15 protein-coding genes are annotated in these 16,874 nt (G+C 63.5%); 3 read left to right on the top strand and 12 right to left on the bottom strand.

What is annotated here, in order from left to right; all coding sequences use genetic code 11:
- Window positions 1–139: 139 nt before the first annotated feature.
- On the bottom strand, window positions 140–391 hold the full coding sequence (locus ACWHY3_RS05885) for a CsbD family protein (RefSeq protein WP_448127821.1): 252 nt from the start codon (window positions 389–391) through the stop codon (window positions 140–142).
- Between the two features lie 232 nt (window positions 392–623).
- Between ACWHY3_RS05885 and ACWHY3_RS05880 the strand changes: the two genes are divergently transcribed.
- Window positions 624–1,595: a DMT family transporter gene (locus tag ACWHY3_RS05880; protein ID WP_448127820.1), complete on the top strand. Its 972-nt coding sequence runs from the start codon at window positions 624–626 to the stop codon at window positions 1,593–1,595.
- Here the strand turns inward: ACWHY3_RS05880 and ACWHY3_RS05875 are convergent.
- The 9 genes from ACWHY3_RS05875 to fabV form a co-directional block, all read right to left on the bottom strand.
- Window positions 1,537–2,316 carry a class I SAM-dependent methyltransferase gene (locus tag ACWHY3_RS05875; RefSeq protein WP_448127819.1) on the bottom strand — a complete coding sequence of 260 codons (780 nt, stop codon included), beginning with the start codon at window positions 2,314–2,316 and terminating at the stop codon, window positions 1,537–1,539. The genes ACWHY3_RS05880 and ACWHY3_RS05875 overlap by 59 nt on opposite strands.
- A complete protein-coding gene (locus ACWHY3_RS05870) occupies window positions 2,304–3,101 on the bottom strand; it encodes an undecaprenyl-diphosphate phosphatase (protein WP_303855000.1) in 798 nt (265 codons plus the stop codon). The genes ACWHY3_RS05875 and ACWHY3_RS05870 overlap by 13 nt, the downstream gene beginning before the upstream one ends.
- A gap of 51 nt (window positions 3,102–3,152) precedes the next feature.
- Window positions 3,153–3,842, bottom strand: coding sequence for a tRNA (adenosine(37)-N6)-threonylcarbamoyltransferase complex dimerization subunit type 1 TsaB (gene tsaB / locus ACWHY3_RS05865; RefSeq protein WP_087720056.1), 690 nt, complete (start codon window positions 3,840–3,842; stop codon window positions 3,153–3,155).
- A 118-nt stretch (window positions 3,843–3,960) separates the two neighbouring features.
- A complete protein-coding gene (adk, locus tag ACWHY3_RS05860; protein ID WP_087720055.1) occupies window positions 3,961–4,617 on the bottom strand; it encodes an adenylate kinase in 657 nt (218 codons plus the stop codon).
- Window positions 4,618–4,885: 268 nt separating this feature from the next.
- Window positions 4,886–6,976 carry a dihydrolipoyllysine-residue acetyltransferase gene (aceF, locus tag ACWHY3_RS05855; RefSeq protein WP_087720054.1) on the bottom strand — a complete coding sequence of 697 codons (2,091 nt, stop codon included), beginning with the start codon at window positions 6,974–6,976 and terminating at the stop codon, window positions 4,886–4,888.
- A gap of 126 nt (window positions 6,977–7,102) precedes the next feature.
- On the bottom strand, window positions 7,103–9,793 hold the full coding sequence (aceE, locus tag ACWHY3_RS05850) for a pyruvate dehydrogenase (acetyl-transferring), homodimeric type (RefSeq protein ID WP_448127818.1): 2,691 nt from the start codon (window positions 9,791–9,793) through the stop codon (window positions 7,103–7,105).
- 374 nt (window positions 9,794–10,167) lie between these two features.
- A complete protein-coding gene (locus ACWHY3_RS05845) occupies window positions 10,168–10,818 on the bottom strand; it encodes an N-acetylmuramoyl-L-alanine amidase (RefSeq protein ID WP_087720052.1) in 651 nt (216 codons plus the stop codon).
- Window positions 10,815–11,801 carry a GlxA family transcriptional regulator gene (locus ACWHY3_RS05840; protein WP_087720051.1) on the bottom strand — a complete coding sequence of 329 codons (987 nt, stop codon included), beginning with the start codon at window positions 11,799–11,801 and terminating at the stop codon, window positions 10,815–10,817. The genes ACWHY3_RS05845 and ACWHY3_RS05840 overlap by 4 nt, the downstream gene beginning before the upstream one ends.
- A 44-nt stretch (window positions 11,802–11,845) precedes the next feature.
- Entirely contained in the window at window positions 11,846–13,045 is a 1,200-nt protein-coding gene (gene fabV / locus ACWHY3_RS05835) for an enoyl-ACP reductase FabV (RefSeq protein WP_087720050.1), read from the bottom strand.
- Between the two features lie 304 nt (window positions 13,046–13,349).
- On the opposite strand from fabV, the gene ACWHY3_RS05830 reads away from it, so the two are divergent.
- The gene (locus ACWHY3_RS05830; RefSeq protein ID WP_448127817.1) at window positions 13,350–13,757 is read left to right on the top strand and encodes a DUF7079 family protein; all 408 of its coding nucleotides are present in this window, start codon (window positions 13,350–13,352) and stop codon (window positions 13,755–13,757) included.
- Between the two features lie 94 nt (window positions 13,758–13,851).
- Here ACWHY3_RS05830 and ACWHY3_RS05825 read toward each other — a convergent pair whose 3' ends face one another.
- Both ACWHY3_RS05825 and ACWHY3_RS05820 read right to left on the bottom strand, forming a co-directional pair.
- A complete protein-coding gene (locus ACWHY3_RS05825) occupies window positions 13,852–14,346 on the bottom strand; it encodes a glutathione peroxidase (protein ID WP_087720048.1) in 495 nt (164 codons plus the stop codon).
- Between the two features lie 138 nt (window positions 14,347–14,484).
- Window positions 14,485–15,006 carry an NUDIX hydrolase gene (locus tag ACWHY3_RS05820; RefSeq protein ID WP_256961312.1) on the bottom strand — a complete coding sequence of 174 codons (522 nt, stop codon included), beginning with the start codon at window positions 15,004–15,006 and terminating at the stop codon, window positions 14,485–14,487.
- Window positions 15,007–15,184: 178 nt separating this feature from the next.
- Between ACWHY3_RS05820 and ACWHY3_RS05815 the strand changes: the two genes are divergently transcribed.
- Window positions 15,185–16,849, top strand: a complete 1,665-nt coding sequence (locus ACWHY3_RS05815; protein ID WP_448127816.1) for an acyl-CoA dehydrogenase family protein — start codon at window positions 15,185–15,187, stop codon at window positions 16,847–16,849.
- Window positions 16,850–16,874: the final 25 nt, after the last annotated feature.

Below are 16,874 nucleotides of genomic sequence, written 5' to 3'. Positions count from 1 at the left end.
CTGGCTGGGCGCCAGTGGCGGAAAATCTCGCGAGTCGTTGCCCGTTCAAGCGACGAGCGCGAACGACGGTCTCAAACGGCGACCCCGGCTCCAGGCCGGGGTCGAAAGCCATCAGTCGGCGAACCGTTCGGGGCAGGTCTCAACGCCGACCGAGAAGTATCCCCAGAAAGACGCCTAGGCCGCCAGCAATCGCCAGCGCGCTCATCGGGTTCTTGACGGTAGCTTCACGGACTTCGTCGAGCTTCTCGCCGTAATTGGCCTGCAACTTCCCTGCGGTCTGGCGCGCCTTGCCCTCGTGACGCAGATCGTCATCTTCGGTAAAGCTGCCGACAGCTTCCTGAGCATGGCCCTTGAGTTCTTCGGTGCGTCCTTTCACTTGATCTTCGTACATCTCGGCTCCTTGATCGCGGTTATTGCAGCAGAGTCGTTCCGCTGATCCTTGAGCATAGTTGTCTTGCGGGATCTCGACAAAATCCGCCGGTCGACAATGGACCGTTCTCCGATCGCGCCATGTCGGCAAACCCGATCACGCCCCCATTGCAGACGCCAATGCCGAAAACGACCAGACATCGACGGACAACCCGTTTACGCTAGCCGCGATCACATTCGGAGACCCTTTCGACATGCCATTATCATCGCTTGGCCGCCTGCTGCTGCTATCCGCTCTGTGGGGCGCCAGCTTTCTGTTCATGCGTATCGCAACGCCAGCACTAGGGGCATTCCCGACTGCCTTCTTTCGAGTATTCCTCGGGACGCTGGGGCTGGTAATGATCCTGGCGCTCCTGCGCACGAGCTGGCGCTTCGACGGCAAGTTCAAGGCAACGCTGGCGATCGGCATGATCAATTCCGGCATCCCGTTTGGCATGTTCTGCATTGCGGCCCAGTATCTGCCCGCCGGCTATTCAGCGATGCTCAACGCCTCGACACCGTTGATGGGCGTCGTTATCGGCGCCATCCATTTCCATGAACCATTGACACGAGATCGTCTGATCGGGGTTGCGGCGGGCATGCTTGGCGTCGGCGTACTGGTGGGCACCGGCCCGGTGGCGATCAGCGGTGGATTGATGATCGGCGCCGGCGCCTGCCTGGTGGCGGCCGGCTGCTACGGACTCAGCGGGTTTCTGGTGAAAGACTGGATCGCGCAGCGAGGCGGCCTCGACTCCCGCCTGATCGCCCTGGGATCGCAGCTTGGCGCCACGCTGCTGCTGGGCCCTTTCATGGCCGCGCAGCTATGGCTGGACGACAGCGCCCGCAGCTGGACCTCGGCCAACGTCTGGTGGGCCGTCGCGGCGCTGGGCCTTGCCTGCACCTCTTTCGCCTACCTGCTCTATTTCCGGCTCGTCGAAGAGCTGGGGCCGATCAAGCCGCTGACGGTCACCATGCTGGTGCCGATGTTCGGGGTGTTGTGGGGCACGCTCTTTCTCGGCGAGCAGATCACCTGGGCTCATGCTGTCGGCGGCCTGTTCATCGGGATCGCGCTCTGGCTGATCCTGTTCAAGCGTCATCGGGGCCAGCCGGACTCGTCCGTGCCGAGCCTCAAGCTTTCAGGGAACGATGCACATAGAGGTCATAGCGACTCGTCTTCCCCTCGATGACATGCTGCGGCGGCGGCCCCTCGATGGGAGGCGCCTTGCGGGGGCGCTTGACCACCACGCGATGCGTGGCGACATCCAGCGCCGCTTCCAGCAAGCGCGGAGCGTCGTCGTCATCTCCGGCCAGTTCGCGAAACAGCCGCATCTCCTTCTTGACCAGCGCCGATTTCTCCCGATGCGGGAACATCGGATCGAGATGCACGACCTGGGGGGCGTGCGGCCAGTCGCGCACCGCTTCCGCCAGTGCCGTTGCGCTATCGGCGTGCCGCAATGAAAGACGCCCGGCGATCTCGACGACTTCCTCGTCGGCCTCAGCCTGCGACAGGGCCGATTCCAGCAAGGCGTGAATCGCCGCGACCCGCTCGACCATCAACACCTCGGCTCCAAGGGAAGCCAGCACGAAAGCGTCCCGCCCAAGGCCGGCCGTGGCATCGACGATCCGGGGCACCACGCCCTTGCCGAAACCACAGGCCTTGGCGACGAGCTGGCCGCGACCGCCACCGAAGCGGCGGCGATGGGCGGCCGCACCGGAGACGAAATCCGCGCGTATCGGATGACCATAGCGCTTGGGATCGCCAGCGATTTCGAGGCCGTGCTCGGCTCGCTGCAGAACCAGCCCGCTCCCCGGCGCCGACGGTGCCCAGGGCAGCCCATAGCGTTCGGCCAGGTCGGTCAGCGACTCGCCAACCACGACCAACGGCGCGTTGCCGCTCACGTCGCCCATACGAACAACGCAATGCCGAGCAGTAGCCGGTAGATCACGAAAGGCATCATGCCGATCCTGTCCAGCGCGGCCAGGAACAGCTTGATGCAGAGCCAGGCGGCCACGAACGAGAAAGCGACACCGAGCAGAATCTCATGCCACTGGGTCGCGGTACCGGACTGTGCCAGTTCGAGCCCCTTGAGCGACCCGGCCGCCAGGATCAGCGGCATCGAAAGCAGGAACGAGAAGCGTGCCGCGGCCTGACGCGTGAAGCCGAGCATCAACGCGGCGGTCATGGTGATGCCGGAACGCGAGGTGCCGGGGATCAGCGCAATCGCCTGGGCCAGCCCGATCAGCAGCGCGGTCTTGAGCGTCATCTTCTCGATCGGCTGCACCCGACTGCCGCGCTTGTCGGCAATACCCAGCAGCATGCCGAAAACAATCGTCGTCGTGGCAATGACCAGCACCGAGCGCCCTGCGTTCTCGACCCAATCCTCGATCAGCAGACCGACGATCACCGCCGGAATCGTGCCGACGATGATCGCCCATCCCAGGCGACTCTCGGGCGTCTGCCCACGTCCGCCGAACTGGGTGGACCAGGCGTGGAGAATACGCCAGACCTCCTGGCGAAAGGCGAACAGCACGGCTCCCAGCGAGCCGATATGGACCGCGACATCGAAGGCCAGCCCCTGGTCGGACCAGCCGAACAGCTGAGACGGTAGAATGAGATGCGCGGAAGAAGAAATGGGCAGGAATTCCGTCAAGCCCTGGATGATGGCGAGTGCGGCCAGTTGAAAAACATCCATTTTCTTTCGATATCCTTGTACGAAGAGGCCACGCCAATGGGCCTCGAACTGTCACGCCTTTCGCCACGCGACCTCATCGCGTAGATAGACGGGGACGACCTCGTGAGGCGCGCTACCTCGCGCGCCACGCTCCCATGACGTGGCAGCCAGACGAACGAGATCTTCCGCCGCGGGTAGTTCGTCGGGAAGGGTTTGCGGCAATGCGGCCTGTACGTCGACAGGAATGCCGGACAAAAGTTGCCAGCCGCTGCCTATCCCCAGCCACTCGATGGCATGGTCGGCCTTGGGCAATCGCAGCTGCGAAGGCGGCATGACCCGCTCCTCGAGGGCGACGGTCAGGGCACCGTCGAGGCAGTGATAGGCACCTACGTAGATCTCGTCCATGCGGGCATCGAGCGCCGCGATCACATGGCGGGCGTGCCATTTACGATGCGCCGCCAGCGCCAGCGCCTCCAGGGTCGACACACCCATCAGCGGCAGATCGGCACCGTAGGCGAGTCCCTGAGCGACGCCGGCGGCAATCCGCAGGCCGGTGAACGAGCCCGGCCCCTGCCCATACGCGACCGCGTCGAGCTGGCCGAGCGACACACCCGCTTCCGCCAGCACCTCGTCGACCATCGGCAATAACAGGCGCGTATGCTCGCGCGGCGCGATTTCGAAACGCTGAACGATGAGCTGGTCCCGAATCAGCGCACAGGAACAGGCAGTAGATGAGGCGTCCAGCGCCAGCAACGTCGGCATCGGCTTCTCGGAGAATGGCAGCAAAAAGAAGTCAGCGAGTATATCGCCATCAGGACATCAAAACGATCGCTCCGCCATGAAGGCGGAGCGAATGACGGGCGACCACGGGTTCGTTCCGTCAGGATTCCAGTGCGGCAAGTACCTGGTCGCGAATCTCGTCGACGCTGCCGACGCCCGCGATGCGATGATAGGCCGGCGCGGCTTCGGCGTCCTTCGCCGCCCACTCCTGGTAATAGCCGATCAGCGGCTCGGTCTGATCGTGATAGACGGAGAGGCGATAGCGCACGGTCTTCTCGCTGTCGTCGTCGCGCTGGATCAGCGGTTCGCCGGTCACGTCATCCTTGCCCTCTTCCTGGGGCGGCTTGTAATCGACGTGATAGACACGCCCGGAGTCGGGGTGAACGCGACGCCCGGAGAGACGATTGACGATCTCCTCGTCGTCGACGGCGATTTCCACCACATGGTCGAGCTTGATGCCGGCATCCTTCATCGCATCCGCCTGCGGCAGGGTGCGCGGGAAACCGTCGAACAGAAAGCCGTTGGCACAGTCGGGCTGTGCAATGCGTTCCTTGACCAGCGCGATGATCAGATCGTCGGACACCAGGCCGCCGCTGTTCATCGTCTCCTTGACCTTGAGTCCCAGTTCGCTGCCTTCTTTCACCGCGGCGCGCAGCATGTCGCCGGTGGAAATCTGCGGGATGTGGAAATGCTCGCAGATGAACTGGGCTTGGGTACCCTTGCCAGCGCCGGGGGCGCCCAAGAGGATCAAACGCATTGATACAGCTCCTTAGAATGGTATCGATTTTCAGACCGGCCAGCGGCGTCGGAGGCGCAACGCAGACGACATCGTCAATGGCTCAAGACGATACCTGCCGATCGGTTGACGCACAAGACTCGCTTTGGGCTAGGGCCTGCCAGGCGCGGCAGCAAGTTCGACGGGACCTCACCATTTCGTCGTATTCGTCACCGATCTGCCATGCCACCTGCAAAAACGCCAACGGCCCCCGAAGGAGCCGTTGGCGTTCGATGGACCGCTCGCCGTATCAGACCAGCATACGACGAATATCGGACAGCACCTGCGCCAGGAAGGCGGTAAAGCGTGCCGCATCGGCACCGTTGACCGCCCGGTGGTCATAGGAGAGCGACAGCGGCAACATCAGACGCGGCGTGAACTCGCTACCGTTCCACACCGGCTTCATCGACGACTTGGAGACACCCAGAATCGCTACCTCCGGCGTGTTGACGATCGGCGTGAAGGCCGTGCCACCGATCGAGCCCAGGCTCGAGATGGTGAAGCTGGCACCGCTCATCTCCTCGCGAGACAGCTTCTTGTTCTGGGCCTTCTTCGCCAGCTCGACCGACTCCTTGGCCAGGTCGATCAGCGACTTCTTGTCGGCGTCGCGAATCACCGGCACCATCAATCCATCCGGCGTATCGACTGCCACGCCGATATGCACGTAATGCTTGATGATCAGCTTGTCGCCGTCCGGATGCAGGCTCGAGTTGAACTGCGGGAACTTGCGCAGCGCATAGGCACACGCCTTGATCATGAACGGCAGCGGCGTCAGCTTGGCGCCCTGAGACTCCGCCTCGGCCTTCATCGACTTGCGGAAAGCTTCGAGCTCGGTGATGTCCGCTTCGTCGAACTGCGTGACGTGCGGCACGTTGAGCCAGCTGCGATGCAGGTTGTTGGCGCCTGCCTTCATCAGACGACTCATCGGCTTCTCTTCGATCTCGCCGAACTGGCTGAAATCGATCGCCGGCACCTGCGGAATGCCTGCGCCACCGGTGGTGGCCGCTGCTGGTGCTGCGCCGCCACCGCTCTTGCGCTGCTTCATCACCTGCTTGACGAAGCCGTCGACGTCATCCTTCAGGATGCGGCCCTTGGGACCGGAGCCTTTGACTTCGCTGAGCTCGACGCCCAGTTCGCGGGCCAGCTTGCGCACGGCCGGGCCGGCATGAACGCGCGCACCTTCGGTCTTGTCGTCACCATGCTTGTGACGGGCTTCCGGGCTCGGTTCACCGCTGACGTCCTTCTCCGGCTTGGCGCCGGACTGCTTGCCGGCATCGGATTTGGCCGGGGCCTGCTTCGACTCACCGCCCTTCCTGGCACCGCTTTCGGCCGGCTTCTTCGCCCCCGCCCCCGGAGCGCCGGCCGCCTCGATATAGCCGATCAGATCGCCTTCAGAGACGCTGTCGCCTTCCTTGACCGATACTTCGACGACCTTGCCCTTGTAGGGGCTCGGCACGTCCATGGAAGCCTTGTCGGACTCCAGCGTGATCAGGGTGTCTTCTTCGTTGATCTCGTCGCCTTCGCTGATCGCGACCTCGATGATCTCGACGCCTTCGCTACCACCGATGTCGGGGACGCGGATTACCTTGCGGCCACCTTCGTCACCGCCTTCCTCTTCGTCGCCCTGATCTTCGGCGTCCTGTTCCTCGGCACCGTCGCTGGGCTCGGCACTGTCGGATTCCTCTGCCGGAGCAGCTTCGTCGGCGTCGCCTTCATCGTCGCCTTCGCCGGCGATTTCCATGGTGCCGATCAGATCGCCCTCGGAGACGCTATCGCCCTCCTTGACCGACAGCGAAACGATCTTGCCGCTGTAGGGGCTCGGCACATCCATCGAGGCCTTGTCGGATTCCAACGTGATCAGGGTATCTTCTTCGCTGATCTCGTCGCCTTCGCCGACGGCGACTTCGATGATCTCGACGCCTTCGCTGCCACCGATGTCCGGCACCTTGATCTCGACGGTCCGCTTGCCACCACCGGAAGACTTTTTCGACTTTCCGTTCGGCTTTTCCGATTTCTCGGCTTCGCCGCTGGCGTCGGCTTCTTCGGCACTCTTGCCGGGAGACGCTTCTTCAGCGTCATCCTGGCCATCGTCGTCACCCTCGCCTTCCACTTCGAGCTCGAGGATGTCATCGCCTTCGGAGACGGTGTCGCCTTCCTTCACCAGAAGCTTGACGACCCTACCACCTTTCGGCGCGGGGACGTCCATGCTGGCCTTGTCGGATTCCAGCGTGATCATGGTGTCTTCGGCGGAGATGACATCGCCGACGCTCACCGCGATCTCGATGATTTCGACATCGTCGCTGCCGCCGATGTCGGGAACTTTGATGATTTCGCTACTCAAGGTCGCGCTCCTTTATCATCTGTCGACCTGCCCGGGGGCAGGTCGACTCACTCAGGCAATCTGGCTACCGCCCCGCAGGGCGGCAGCGCCTTGACGTGACACTCCGGTCCAGACCAACCGCAGGGCTCAGGACAACAGAGGGCTGGGCTTGGCGGGATCGATGCCGTACTTCTTCATGGCATCGTTGACGACCTTGATGTCGATTTCGCCGCGATTGGCCAGCGCACGCAGTGCCTGAATCGTCACGTAGTAGCGGTCGACCTCGAAGAAGCGACGCAGCTGCTCACGGGTATCCGAACGGCCGAAGCCATCGGTTCCGAGGACATGGAAGTCGGTCGGCACCCAGGCGCGGATCTGATCGGCATACAGCTTCATGTAGTCGGTCGAGGCGATGACCGGCCCTTCGACACCGTCGAGCTGCTGGACGACCCACGGCTTCTCGCGCTTTTCATCGTAGTCGAGGAATTGCTGGCGATCGTATTCCAGCGCTTCGCGACGCAGTTCGTTGAAGCTGGTCACGCTCCAGACATCGGCAACCACGCCGTGATCTTCCGCCAGCAGCTCGGCCGCCGCTTCGACTTCGCGCAGGATCGTGCCGCTGCCCATGAGCTGAACCCGCGGCGCCTTCTTCTTGCCGGCGTTCTCGCCCGGCTTGAGCAGGTACATGCCGCGAACGATGCCCTCTTCGCTACCTTCCGGCATCTGCGGGTGCGAGTAGTTCTCGTTCATCACGGTCAGGTAGTAGAAGCAGTTTTCCTTGTCCTGGAACATCCGCTTCAGACCATCCTGCATGATGACTGCCAGCTCGTGACCGTAGCACGGATCGTAAGCGCGGCAGGTCGGCACGGTGGACATCAGGATATGGCTGTGGCCGTCCTGGTGCTGCAGGCCTTCACCGTTGATGGTGGTACGGCCAGCGGTGCCGCCGACCATGAAGCCGCGCGCCTGAAGGTCACCCGCGGCCCAGACCAGATCGCCGACCCGCTGATAGCCGAACATCGAGTAGTAGACGTAGAACGGAATCAACGGCAGGTGATGGTTGGCATAGGACGTGGCCGCCGCGATCCAGGCGGACATGGAACCGGCCTCGGTGATACCTTCCTCGAGGATCTGACCTTTCTGGTCCTCGCGGTAATACATGATCTGGCCGGCATCCATCGGCTCGTACTTCTGCCCTTCGGCGGCATAGATACCGAGCTGGCGGAACATGCCTTCCATCCCGAACGTACGCGCTTCGTCAGGGATGATCGGCACGATGCGAGAGCCCAGCTGCTTGTGCTTGACCAGGCCGTTGAGCACGCGCACGAAAGACATCGTGGTCGAGACTTCGCGGTCGCCGGTGCCCTTGAGCTGAGTGGCGAACATCTTGTCGTCGAGACCGGGAATTTCCATCGCCTCGAAGTCGTTTCTGCGCGCCGGCAGGAAACCGCCAAGCTTCTCGCGCTGGAGATGCAGATACTTCATCTCCGGGCTGTCGTCTTCGGGCTTGTAGTAGGGAATGTCGCCGCTTTCGATCTGCTGGTCGGAGACCGGGATGCCGAAGCGATCACGGAACGCCTTCAGCGCATCGACGTCCATCGACTTGATCTGGTGGGCTTCCATGTCGGCTTCGCCGTGGCCGCCGCCCATGCCGTAACCCTTGACGGTATGCGCCAGGATGACCGTCGGCCGGCCGTTGGCGTTGTTGACCGCTTCATGGTAGGCCGCGTAGACCTTCTGCGGATCGTGACCACCGCGATTGAGACGGAAGATCTCCTCGTCGGAATAGCCCTTGACCATCTCGGCGGTCTCTTCGTACTTGCCGAAGAAGTTGTCGCGGGTGTACTTGCCGCCCTGCGCCTTGTAGTTCTGGTATTCGCCGTCGACCGCCTCGTCCATGCGCTTCTGCAGCATGCCCTTGGTGTCCTGTTCGAACAGCGGATCCCACAGGCCGCCCCAGACCACCTTGATCACGTTCCAGCCGGCACCGCGGAAAACGCCCTCGAGCTCGTCGATCACGCGGGAGTTGCCGCGTACCGGGCCGTCGAGACGCTGCAGGTTGCAGTTGATGACGAAGATCAGGTTGTCGAGCTTCTCGCGGCTCGCCAGGTGCAGCGCGCCCAGGGATTCCGGCTCGTCGCACTCGCCGTCGCCCAGGAATGCCCAGACCTTGCGGTCCTTCATGTCTTCCAGCTCACGCGAATGCAGATACTTCATCACGTGGGCCTGATAGATCGACTGGATCGGCCCCAGACCCATGGAAACGGTCGGGAACTGCCAGTAATCCGGCATCAGATAGGGGTGCGGATAGGACGGCAGCGAATTACCGTCGACTTCCTGACGGAAGTTGTCCATCTGCTCCTGAGTCAGGCGACCTTCCAGGAACGAACGCGCGTAGATGCCCGGCGTCACGTGCCCCTGGATGTAAAGGAGATCACCCTTGTGGTCGCCGTTGTCGGCACGGAAGAAGTGATTGAAACCGACTTCATAAAGCGTGGCACTGGACTGGTAGCTGGCGATGTGGCCGCCCAGCCCCTTGTGCTTCTTGTTGGCCCGCAGGACCTGCACCATGGCGTTCCAGCGAATCGCCGAGCGGATCTTGCGCTCGATGAACATATCGCCGGGAATCTTGGCTTCACGATGCACGGGAATGGTGTTGCGGTGCGGCGTGGTACCGGAAAACGGCGGTGAAGAGCCATCACGACGCAGGCGGTCCGCCAACCGACTCAGAATGTATTGAGCGCGCTCTTCGCCCTCATGCTCGACGACCGAAGCCAGGGAATCCAACCACTCCGTGGTTTCGACCGGATCGAGATCTTCTCGTGTCTCCAGACTCATAGACAACTCTCCGAATGGGAAAAGGTTTGCCATTCGCCCGGCCGGGGCGGATAGCCGCAGCGGGGCTTGGGAATATGCGCTCTTCGGTGCCGGCACGGCTCTTTTGGGGCCGTTTTCCGAGATTTATTGGCTGTAATGGAATTACAGCAGGCGTGCGTGACGCGAGAAATCAGGCGAAGAAGATACCGCAAACGCTCGCATCTGCCAATTCGCGGACACATCGATTGTGCTAGGGACGGCGCGTAAATGCCGCAACTTCAGCAACTTGAAGGTCAATCTCGCAGAAGAAAGCGAGTACCGTTCCTGTAGCCAAATTACCAACATCAGGATCGCAGGCAATCCATGCGCACGATACCCCCACAAAAGCATAGCATTCAAACGATCTCCGTCAGACAACGCCGCAGATAAGCCCAGTCGAACGCGGGGCCGGGATCGGTCTTGCGCAGCGGCGCAATGTGCGCGTGGCTGGTAATCCGCGCGCTCGAGATTGCGGGGTAGCGCTGCATCAGCGCGCCCAGAACACCTGACAACGCGCGGTACTGCGCCTCCCGATAGGGCCTCTCGTCGGTGCCTTCGAGTTCGATGCCGACAGTGAAGTCATTGAGCCCTTCGCGCAGCTGCCCCTGGTGCTGGATGAGAGGCTGACGCTGGATGAAAGGCTGTCCCTGGCGCGGCAGCCTTTCATCCAGCCAGCGCGACTTGCCGGCATGCCAGGCACGACGGTCGAACGCCACGAACTGGACACACTCGCCATCGCGCCGAATCAGTAGATGCGCCGAGACCCGCAACGAGGCGATCGCGGCGAAGGCCGGATGCGCATCCAGGTCCAGCATATTGGTGAACAGCCGCTCGATGGCGTCGCCGCCGAACTCCCCCGGCGGCAGGCTGATGCCGTGCAGCACCACGGCCGATATCTCGCCCGCCGGCCGCTCATTGGCGTTGGGCGATATCACTCGGCGAGCGGAGCCCAGCCAATGGCTGTCGTTTATGGTGTTGCCACCCCCGCCGACACATTGCTTCTTCATGATTCGCCTCCGGCCTGTCCCAATCGCTCATCTCGCGGGCTGATGCCGAAATGATGGCGATAGGCGGTGGAAAAATGCGCGCCCGACGAGAATCCGTGGGCCAGCGCGATCTCCCCCACCGCCTGGTCGCTTTCACGGAGCAGCCGGCGCGCCTGTTGCAGGCGCAGGTTCAGATAGTAACGGCTGGGTACGGCCTGCAGGTGTTTCTTGAACAAGCGCTCCAGCTGACGGCGGGAAAGGCCCAGGTGCGCCGACAGTTCGTGCGTGGTCAGCGGCTCCTCGATATTGGCTTCCATCAGCGCCACGGCATCGAGAAGACTCTGCGGCGCGTGCCCCAGCCGCGAGCGCAGCGGCAACTGCTGCGGCTCGTCGGCCATGCGGATGCGCTCGCAGACGAAATGCTCGGAGATCCGCTGCGCCAGCCCGGCGCCCTGCTGCTGCCCGATCAGTGTCATCAGCATATCCATCGCCGCGGTACCGCCGCCGCAGGTGAGGCGATCACGGTCGATCTCGAACAGCTGATGAGAGACATGAATCGTCGGAAACGTCCGCATGAACGCATCGGCACTGGCATAGGGGATCGAGGCCCGATAGCCATCCAGCACGCCGGCCCTGGCCAGCCAGTGCGTGCCGCCGGCAATACCGCCCAGCGTCACGCCTCGGCTCGCCAGGCGATGCAGCCAGTGGATCAGCGACTCGCCCTCTTCTTCCGCCGTTACTACACCGCTCGGCGTGGGCGCGCAGACGAACAGCATGTCGAGATGGCGCGCATCGCTGCCGGCCACGCTCTCCGGCGAGAGGGTCAATTCCGCCACGCTCTTCACCGGCCGGCCGTCGAGTCCGAACGTGGTGGCGGTATAGAGCCGCCGCTCCGCCAGCGTGTTGGCGACGATCAGCGGCTCCATGGCGCAGGCCTGCGCCAGCAGGGAGAACCCCGGCAGCATGACGAACCCCACCTGGCGCGGGGTGCCCTGTGCATTCATGACCGACTCATGACCGATGTTTCATGCGATGGGGTCGGGCGTGATCAAACCTGGACGACGTCGAATTTCACCAGCGGATCGACCTCGGCGTCATAATCCATGTCGTCACGCTCGAAGCCGAACAGCTTGAGGAATTCGTGCTTGTAGCCGGCGTAATCGGTCAACGCGAACAGGTTGTCGCTGGTCACCTGCGGCCACAGATCCTTGCAGGCCTGCTGGATATCGTCGCGCAGTTCCCAGTCGTCCAGGCGCAGACGTCCGGCTTCGTCCACCTCGGGCTCGCCATCGGCGTAAAGGCGCTCGCCGAACAGCCGGTTGAGCTGGTCGATGGTGCCCTCGTGAACGCCCTGTTCCTTCATCACCTTGTAGACCATGGAGATATAGAGCGGCATGACCGGAATCGCGGCGCTGGCCTGCGTCACCACGGACTTGAGCACGGCCACGTTGGCGCCGCCGCCGGTCGCCTTGAGGCGCTGGTCGATTTCGCTGGCGGCGCGATCGAGATCTTCCTTCGCCTTGCCCAGCGCACCGTGCCAGTAGATCGGCCAGGTGATATCGGTACCGATATAGCTGAACGCCACGGACTTGGCACCCGGCGCCAGCACGCCCGCCTTGTCCAGCGCATCCATCCACAGTTCCCAGTCCTGGCCGCCCATGACCTCGATGGTGTCGGCCACTTCCTGCTCGGTCGCCGGCTCGACGGTGGCTTCGGTGATGGTGTCCTTGTTGGTATCGATGGCGGTCGCCGTGTAGGTCTCGCCGATCGGCTTGAGGCTGGAGCGCTTGACCTCGCCGCTGTCCGGCAGCTTGCGCACCGGGGATGCCAGCGAATAGACCACCAGATCGATCTGCCCCATGTCCTCACGGATCAGCTCGATCGCCTTGTCGCGGACTTCATGGGAGAACGCATCGCCATTGATCGACTTGCTGTAGAGACCTTCGGCCTTGGCGAACTTGTCGAACGCCGCCGAGTTGTACCAGCCGGCGGTGCCGGGCTTGGTTTCGGTTCCGGGCTTTTCGAAGAACACGCCCAGCGTATCGGCGCCATAGCCGAATGCCGCCGTGATACGCGCCGCCAGCCCGTAGCCGCTGGACGCGCCAATGACCAGCACGTTGCGGGGGCCGGCCTGCTTGCCGCTCAGGTTGGCGCGGGTGGTCTCGATCTGTTCGAGTACGTTGCGCTCGCAGCCGAGCGGATGCGTCGTGGTACAGATGAAACCGCGAACCTTGGGCTTGATGATCACGTCTAACCTCGTCTTCTACAGCGAAACGGAAAGCCCCGGCAAGTCTCGCCGGGAAATGGCATGGCTCGAATTCTAGCAGGTCGAATGCTATCCGGGCGCATTCTAACAGGGTGGTAAAAAAGGGGGCGAACTCGTGACATGGCGCCTTCGCCACAGCCCGCTGCCAGATCCCGCGTACCCGACGACGGGCGCATGCCCATCGGCTCGCCCGTGGCCCGAACCTTCCAGGCTTGTCTCGCCGCAGCGGGTATTCGAAGATAGCCCCCCGGCAAGCCGAGCCAGTCCAGAAAGCAGAGAAAGCCCCATGCACCACGAGCAAGAAATCGAAGACCTGGTCGTCCGGCGCGGCGCGCTGTGGCTGGCGCTGTCGCCACTATGGCTCGAGCGCGAGCCGCGCGAGTCCGAATACGCTCGCATGATCCGCGAGATCGAAGCCAGCGCGCTGACGCTGCAACAGCTGGAGTGGGTCTATCGGCTGGAAATGTCGCCGGTCATGGCGCGCAATCAGCTCTCCATGGCGGGTGAATGGCGCGCGTTCGACGAAACGGCGCTGCTGACGCGACTGGTGCGCCACAACCGCAAGCTCGGCGGCTGGCGCAAGGCCCTGTGGTCGTTGTTCTCGGGGTTGACGACGATGATGAGCCGGCCACGCTTCAATGAACTGGCGATCCGGCTCATGGCCGCGCGAGGCGAACGTCCGCCCGAAAGCTGAAGCCCCGCGGTAATCGAGACCGGACGAACCGAGGCCGGACAGGCTATCCGTGCAAGACGCCGGCCAGCGCGTCTGATGGAAGAACGGCGCTGGCTCAGGCCGAGAACGGCGTCTCCAGCGCGTCCTCGATGGCACGATGCAGCGATCGCGGCACGGCGCGCGGCCCGAAGCGACGAATGACCTGCCCGTCGCGCCCCACCAGAAACTTGGTGAAATTCCACTTGATCGGCGTACTCCCCAGCACGCCGGGCGCCTGGTGCCGCAGATACATGAACAGCGGATGCGCCTCGCCCCCGTTGACCTTGACCTTTTCCATCATCGGGAACGTGACCGCGTAACGCTGTTCGCAGAACGTGGCGAACATGGCCGAGGATTCCGGCGACTGGCGTCCGAACTGGTTGCAGGGAAACGCCAGCACGGTGAACCCCTGGTCGCGATATTGGCGATAGAGCTTTTCCAGCCCCTCCATCTGGGGCGTGAAACCGCAGCGGCTGGCGACATTGACGACCAGCAGCACCTGGCCGCGCAGCGCGCGCAGATTGAAGGGTTCGCCGGCATGTGTCCGGCAGTCTTGCGTATATAACGACATCGATGAGTCGACCCGAGGAACGCTAGTGTCAAATCGTGGGAACCGAAGCGCGAACGCAAGGCATCGCGCTTGTTCTGAACACGGGCGCCTGATTCAGAAAGCCGGTCCGGCCAAAAGAGTGCCACGCCAGCCGCGACTTCACCAGTGATCGAGCGAGACGGCCTTCGACAATGCCACCCGCGTGTCCGGCGTCGCCTTTTCCAGCGCCAGCGCCTCCGGGATCGGCAACCAGCGTACGGCGGCGACCTCCTCCGGCTGCAGGCGAAGCGCTCCATCGTAGCTCACCCAGTAGAGGCTGCCGTAGAGATTCAGCCCGGCCTCCTGGAACATGAATTCGCCACCGGACATCAGCTCGACGCCGCGAATGCCGAGCTCCTCGAACAGCTCCCGCCGCGCTGCCGGCCGGGACGCCTCGCCCGCGCCTACCACGCCGCCCGCGGCCAGATCGAACCAGCCCGGATGCGTCTCCTTGATCGATGTTCGCTCCTGCACGCAGATCTCGTCCTTGCCATTGCGCACGACGATGTACGTCGCCCGATGCCAGCAGTTCAACTGCCGCATCGTGACACGCGAGGCGCTGCCGCAGGGCCGGTTGCGCGGGTCGACGAGCTGCACCTGCTCGTCGGCGATGACCCGCTTGTTCACTGAAAACGGGCTCATGGAAAACGTGCTCATGGGGAGGCCTGACGATCGAAAACGGAACCGCAGCGTATCACGGGTGGCTTCGACCCGATCCACTGGCGGTATGTGGCACCGTCGGCATGCCGCATTGGTCGAAGGGAGCACACGGCGGCGAATGTCCGGTTTATGCTCGAGTCAGCCCACTCGGAGAATTCACATGGCCGACCATGCGCCCCGCATCGAACTGACCACACATCGGGTCGAGAATCAGCCTGCCCCCGAGCCAGAACGCGACCTGTGGCGAGACGACCGCCCGTTGCGCGAGACAGTGTCGCACTTCGCCCCGGACTGGGTGAGCGAGCGTCTGGCACCGCTGGGGCAGCGCCTGGGCTCTGCAGAAGTCGAACGCTGGGGCGAGCAGGCCAACCGGTTCCCGCCCCAGTTGCACGCCTTCGACCGTCACGGCCGGCGCCTGGACGAGGTCGACTATCACCTCAGCTACCACTCGCTGATGGCGCTCGCGATTGGCGAGGGCTGGCACGCCGTCGCCTGGGAACGCGAGCATGACGGCGGGCACCAGGCGCACGCCGCCGCCCTCTATCTGTTGACCCAGGCCGAACCCGGCTTCTGCTGTCCGATCACCATGACCCACGCCGCCATGCCCGTGCTGCGCCATCTGCACGGTGGCGAGGCTTGGCGAGCCCGGCTGCTGGGCCGAGAGTACGAACCTGCGGCCATCCCCGCCTGGCACAAGACGACCAACACCTTCGGCATGGCCATGACCGAAAAGCAGGGCGGCAGCGACGTCCGCCGCAACAGCACGCAGGCGCGGCCGGTGTCATCGCCCGGTTCCGGCGAGTGGTATCGGCTCGAGGGGCACAAGTGGTTCTGCAGCGCACCGATGTCGGATGCCTTCCTGACGCTGGCCCAGACCGACGACGGGCTCTCCTGCTTCCTGGCGCCGCGGTTCACGCCGGAGGGTCAGCGCAACGCCATCGAGATCCAGCGGCTCAAGGACAAATGCGGCAATCGCGCCAACGCCTCGGCGGAGATCGAATACGCCGGCGCCTGGGCGCAGCTGGTCGGCGAACCCGGTCGTGGCGTGCCGGCCATCCTGGAGATGGTGCAACAGACGCGGCTCGATGCGGCCACCGCGCCGGCTGGCATGATGCGCCAGGCAATGCGGGAAGTCTGGCACCACGTTCAGGAGCGCCTGGTCTTCGATCGTCGGCTGTCCGACCAGCCTCTGATGCAGCGTGTCGTCGCCGATCTGGAGATCGAGACCGAGGCCAGCCTGCTGCTGGCGATGCGAGGCGCCCGTGCCATGGACCGCACCGCGGACGACGAGCACGAAGCCGCCCTGGCCCGCCTGCTCCCCGCGCTGGCCAAGTTCTGGCACAACAAGCGCTGCCCCGCGTTCATGGCCGAGGCGATGGAATGCCTGGGCGGCATCGGTTACGTCGAGGAAACGCCGCTGGCCCGGCTCTATCGCGAAGCCCCGGTCAACTCGATCTGGGAGGGCTCCGGCAACGTCATCTGCCTGGACGTGCTGAGGATCCTGGAACGGCACCCGGCCAGCATCGAAGCGTTGCGACAGGAACTCAACCTGGCCCGGGGCCACCATCCCGCCTTCGATGCCGCCGTCGACTCGGTCGGCGACCGACTGACGGCCAGCGCCGAACGGCTGCAGGCCGAGGCGCGCTGGCTGGTCCAGTGCATGGCGCAGACGCTGCAGGCCGCCCTGCTGATTCGTCATGCCCCTCATGCCATCGCCGACACCTTCTGCATCACGAGGCTTGCCAGCGCGTCGCCGATTTTCGGTGTACTGCCGGCCAACGCTCCCGTGCCGGCAATCCTCGAGCGTCTGAAGGAAAGTGTCTGAATGACAAGGAAAGCGTTGAATGAAG

It is taken from the genome of Salinicola sp. NYA28a, from assembly GCF_976982775.1.
This window is presented reverse-complemented; position numbering and strand designations above follow the sequence as displayed.

Excerpts from the sequence above, each read along its gene's own strand:
- ACWHY3_RS05885 (WP_448127821.1), bottom strand. The coding sequence starts at position 391 with ATGTACGAAGATCAAGTGAAAGGACGCACCGAAGAACTCAAGGGCCAT.
- ACWHY3_RS05880 (WP_448127820.1), top strand. The coding sequence starts at position 624 with ATGCCATTATCATCGCTTGGCCGCCTGCTGCTGCTATCCGCTCTGTGG.
- ACWHY3_RS05875 (WP_448127819.1), bottom strand. The coding sequence starts at position 2,316 with ATGGGCGACGTGAGCGGCAACGCGCCGTTGGTCGTGGTTGGCGAGTCG.
- ACWHY3_RS05870 (WP_303855000.1), bottom strand. The coding sequence starts at position 3,101 with ATGGATGTTTTTCAACTGGCCGCACTCGCCATCATCCAGGGCTTGACG.
- tsaB (WP_087720056.1), bottom strand. The coding sequence starts at position 3,842 with ATGCCGACGTTGCTGGCGCTGGACGCCTCATCTACTGCCTGTTCCTGT.
- adk (WP_087720055.1), bottom strand. The coding sequence starts at position 4,617 with ATGCGTTTGATCCTCTTGGGCGCCCCCGGCGCTGGCAAGGGTACCCAA.
- aceE (WP_448127818.1), bottom strand. The coding sequence starts at position 9,793 with ATGAGTCTGGAGACACGAGAAGATCTCGATCCGGTCGAAACCACGGAG.
- ACWHY3_RS05845 (WP_087720052.1), bottom strand. The coding sequence starts at position 10,818 with ATGAAGAAGCAATGTGTCGGCGGGGGTGGCAACACCATAAACGACAGC.
- ACWHY3_RS05840 (WP_087720051.1), bottom strand. The coding sequence starts at position 11,801 with ATGAATGCACAGGGCACCCCGCGCCAGGTGGGGTTCGTCATGCTGCCG.
- ACWHY3_RS05830 (WP_448127817.1), top strand. The coding sequence starts at position 13,350 with ATGCACCACGAGCAAGAAATCGAAGACCTGGTCGTCCGGCGCGGCGCG.
- ACWHY3_RS05825 (WP_087720048.1), bottom strand. The coding sequence starts at position 14,346 with ATGTCGTTATATACGCAAGACTGCCGGACACATGCCGGCGAACCCTTC.
- ACWHY3_RS05820 (WP_256961312.1), bottom strand. The coding sequence starts at position 15,006 with ATGAGCCCGTTTTCAGTGAACAAGCGGGTCATCGCCGACGAGCAGGTG.
- ACWHY3_RS05815 (WP_448127816.1), top strand. The coding sequence starts at position 15,185 with ATGGCCGACCATGCGCCCCGCATCGAACTGACCACACATCGGGTCGAG.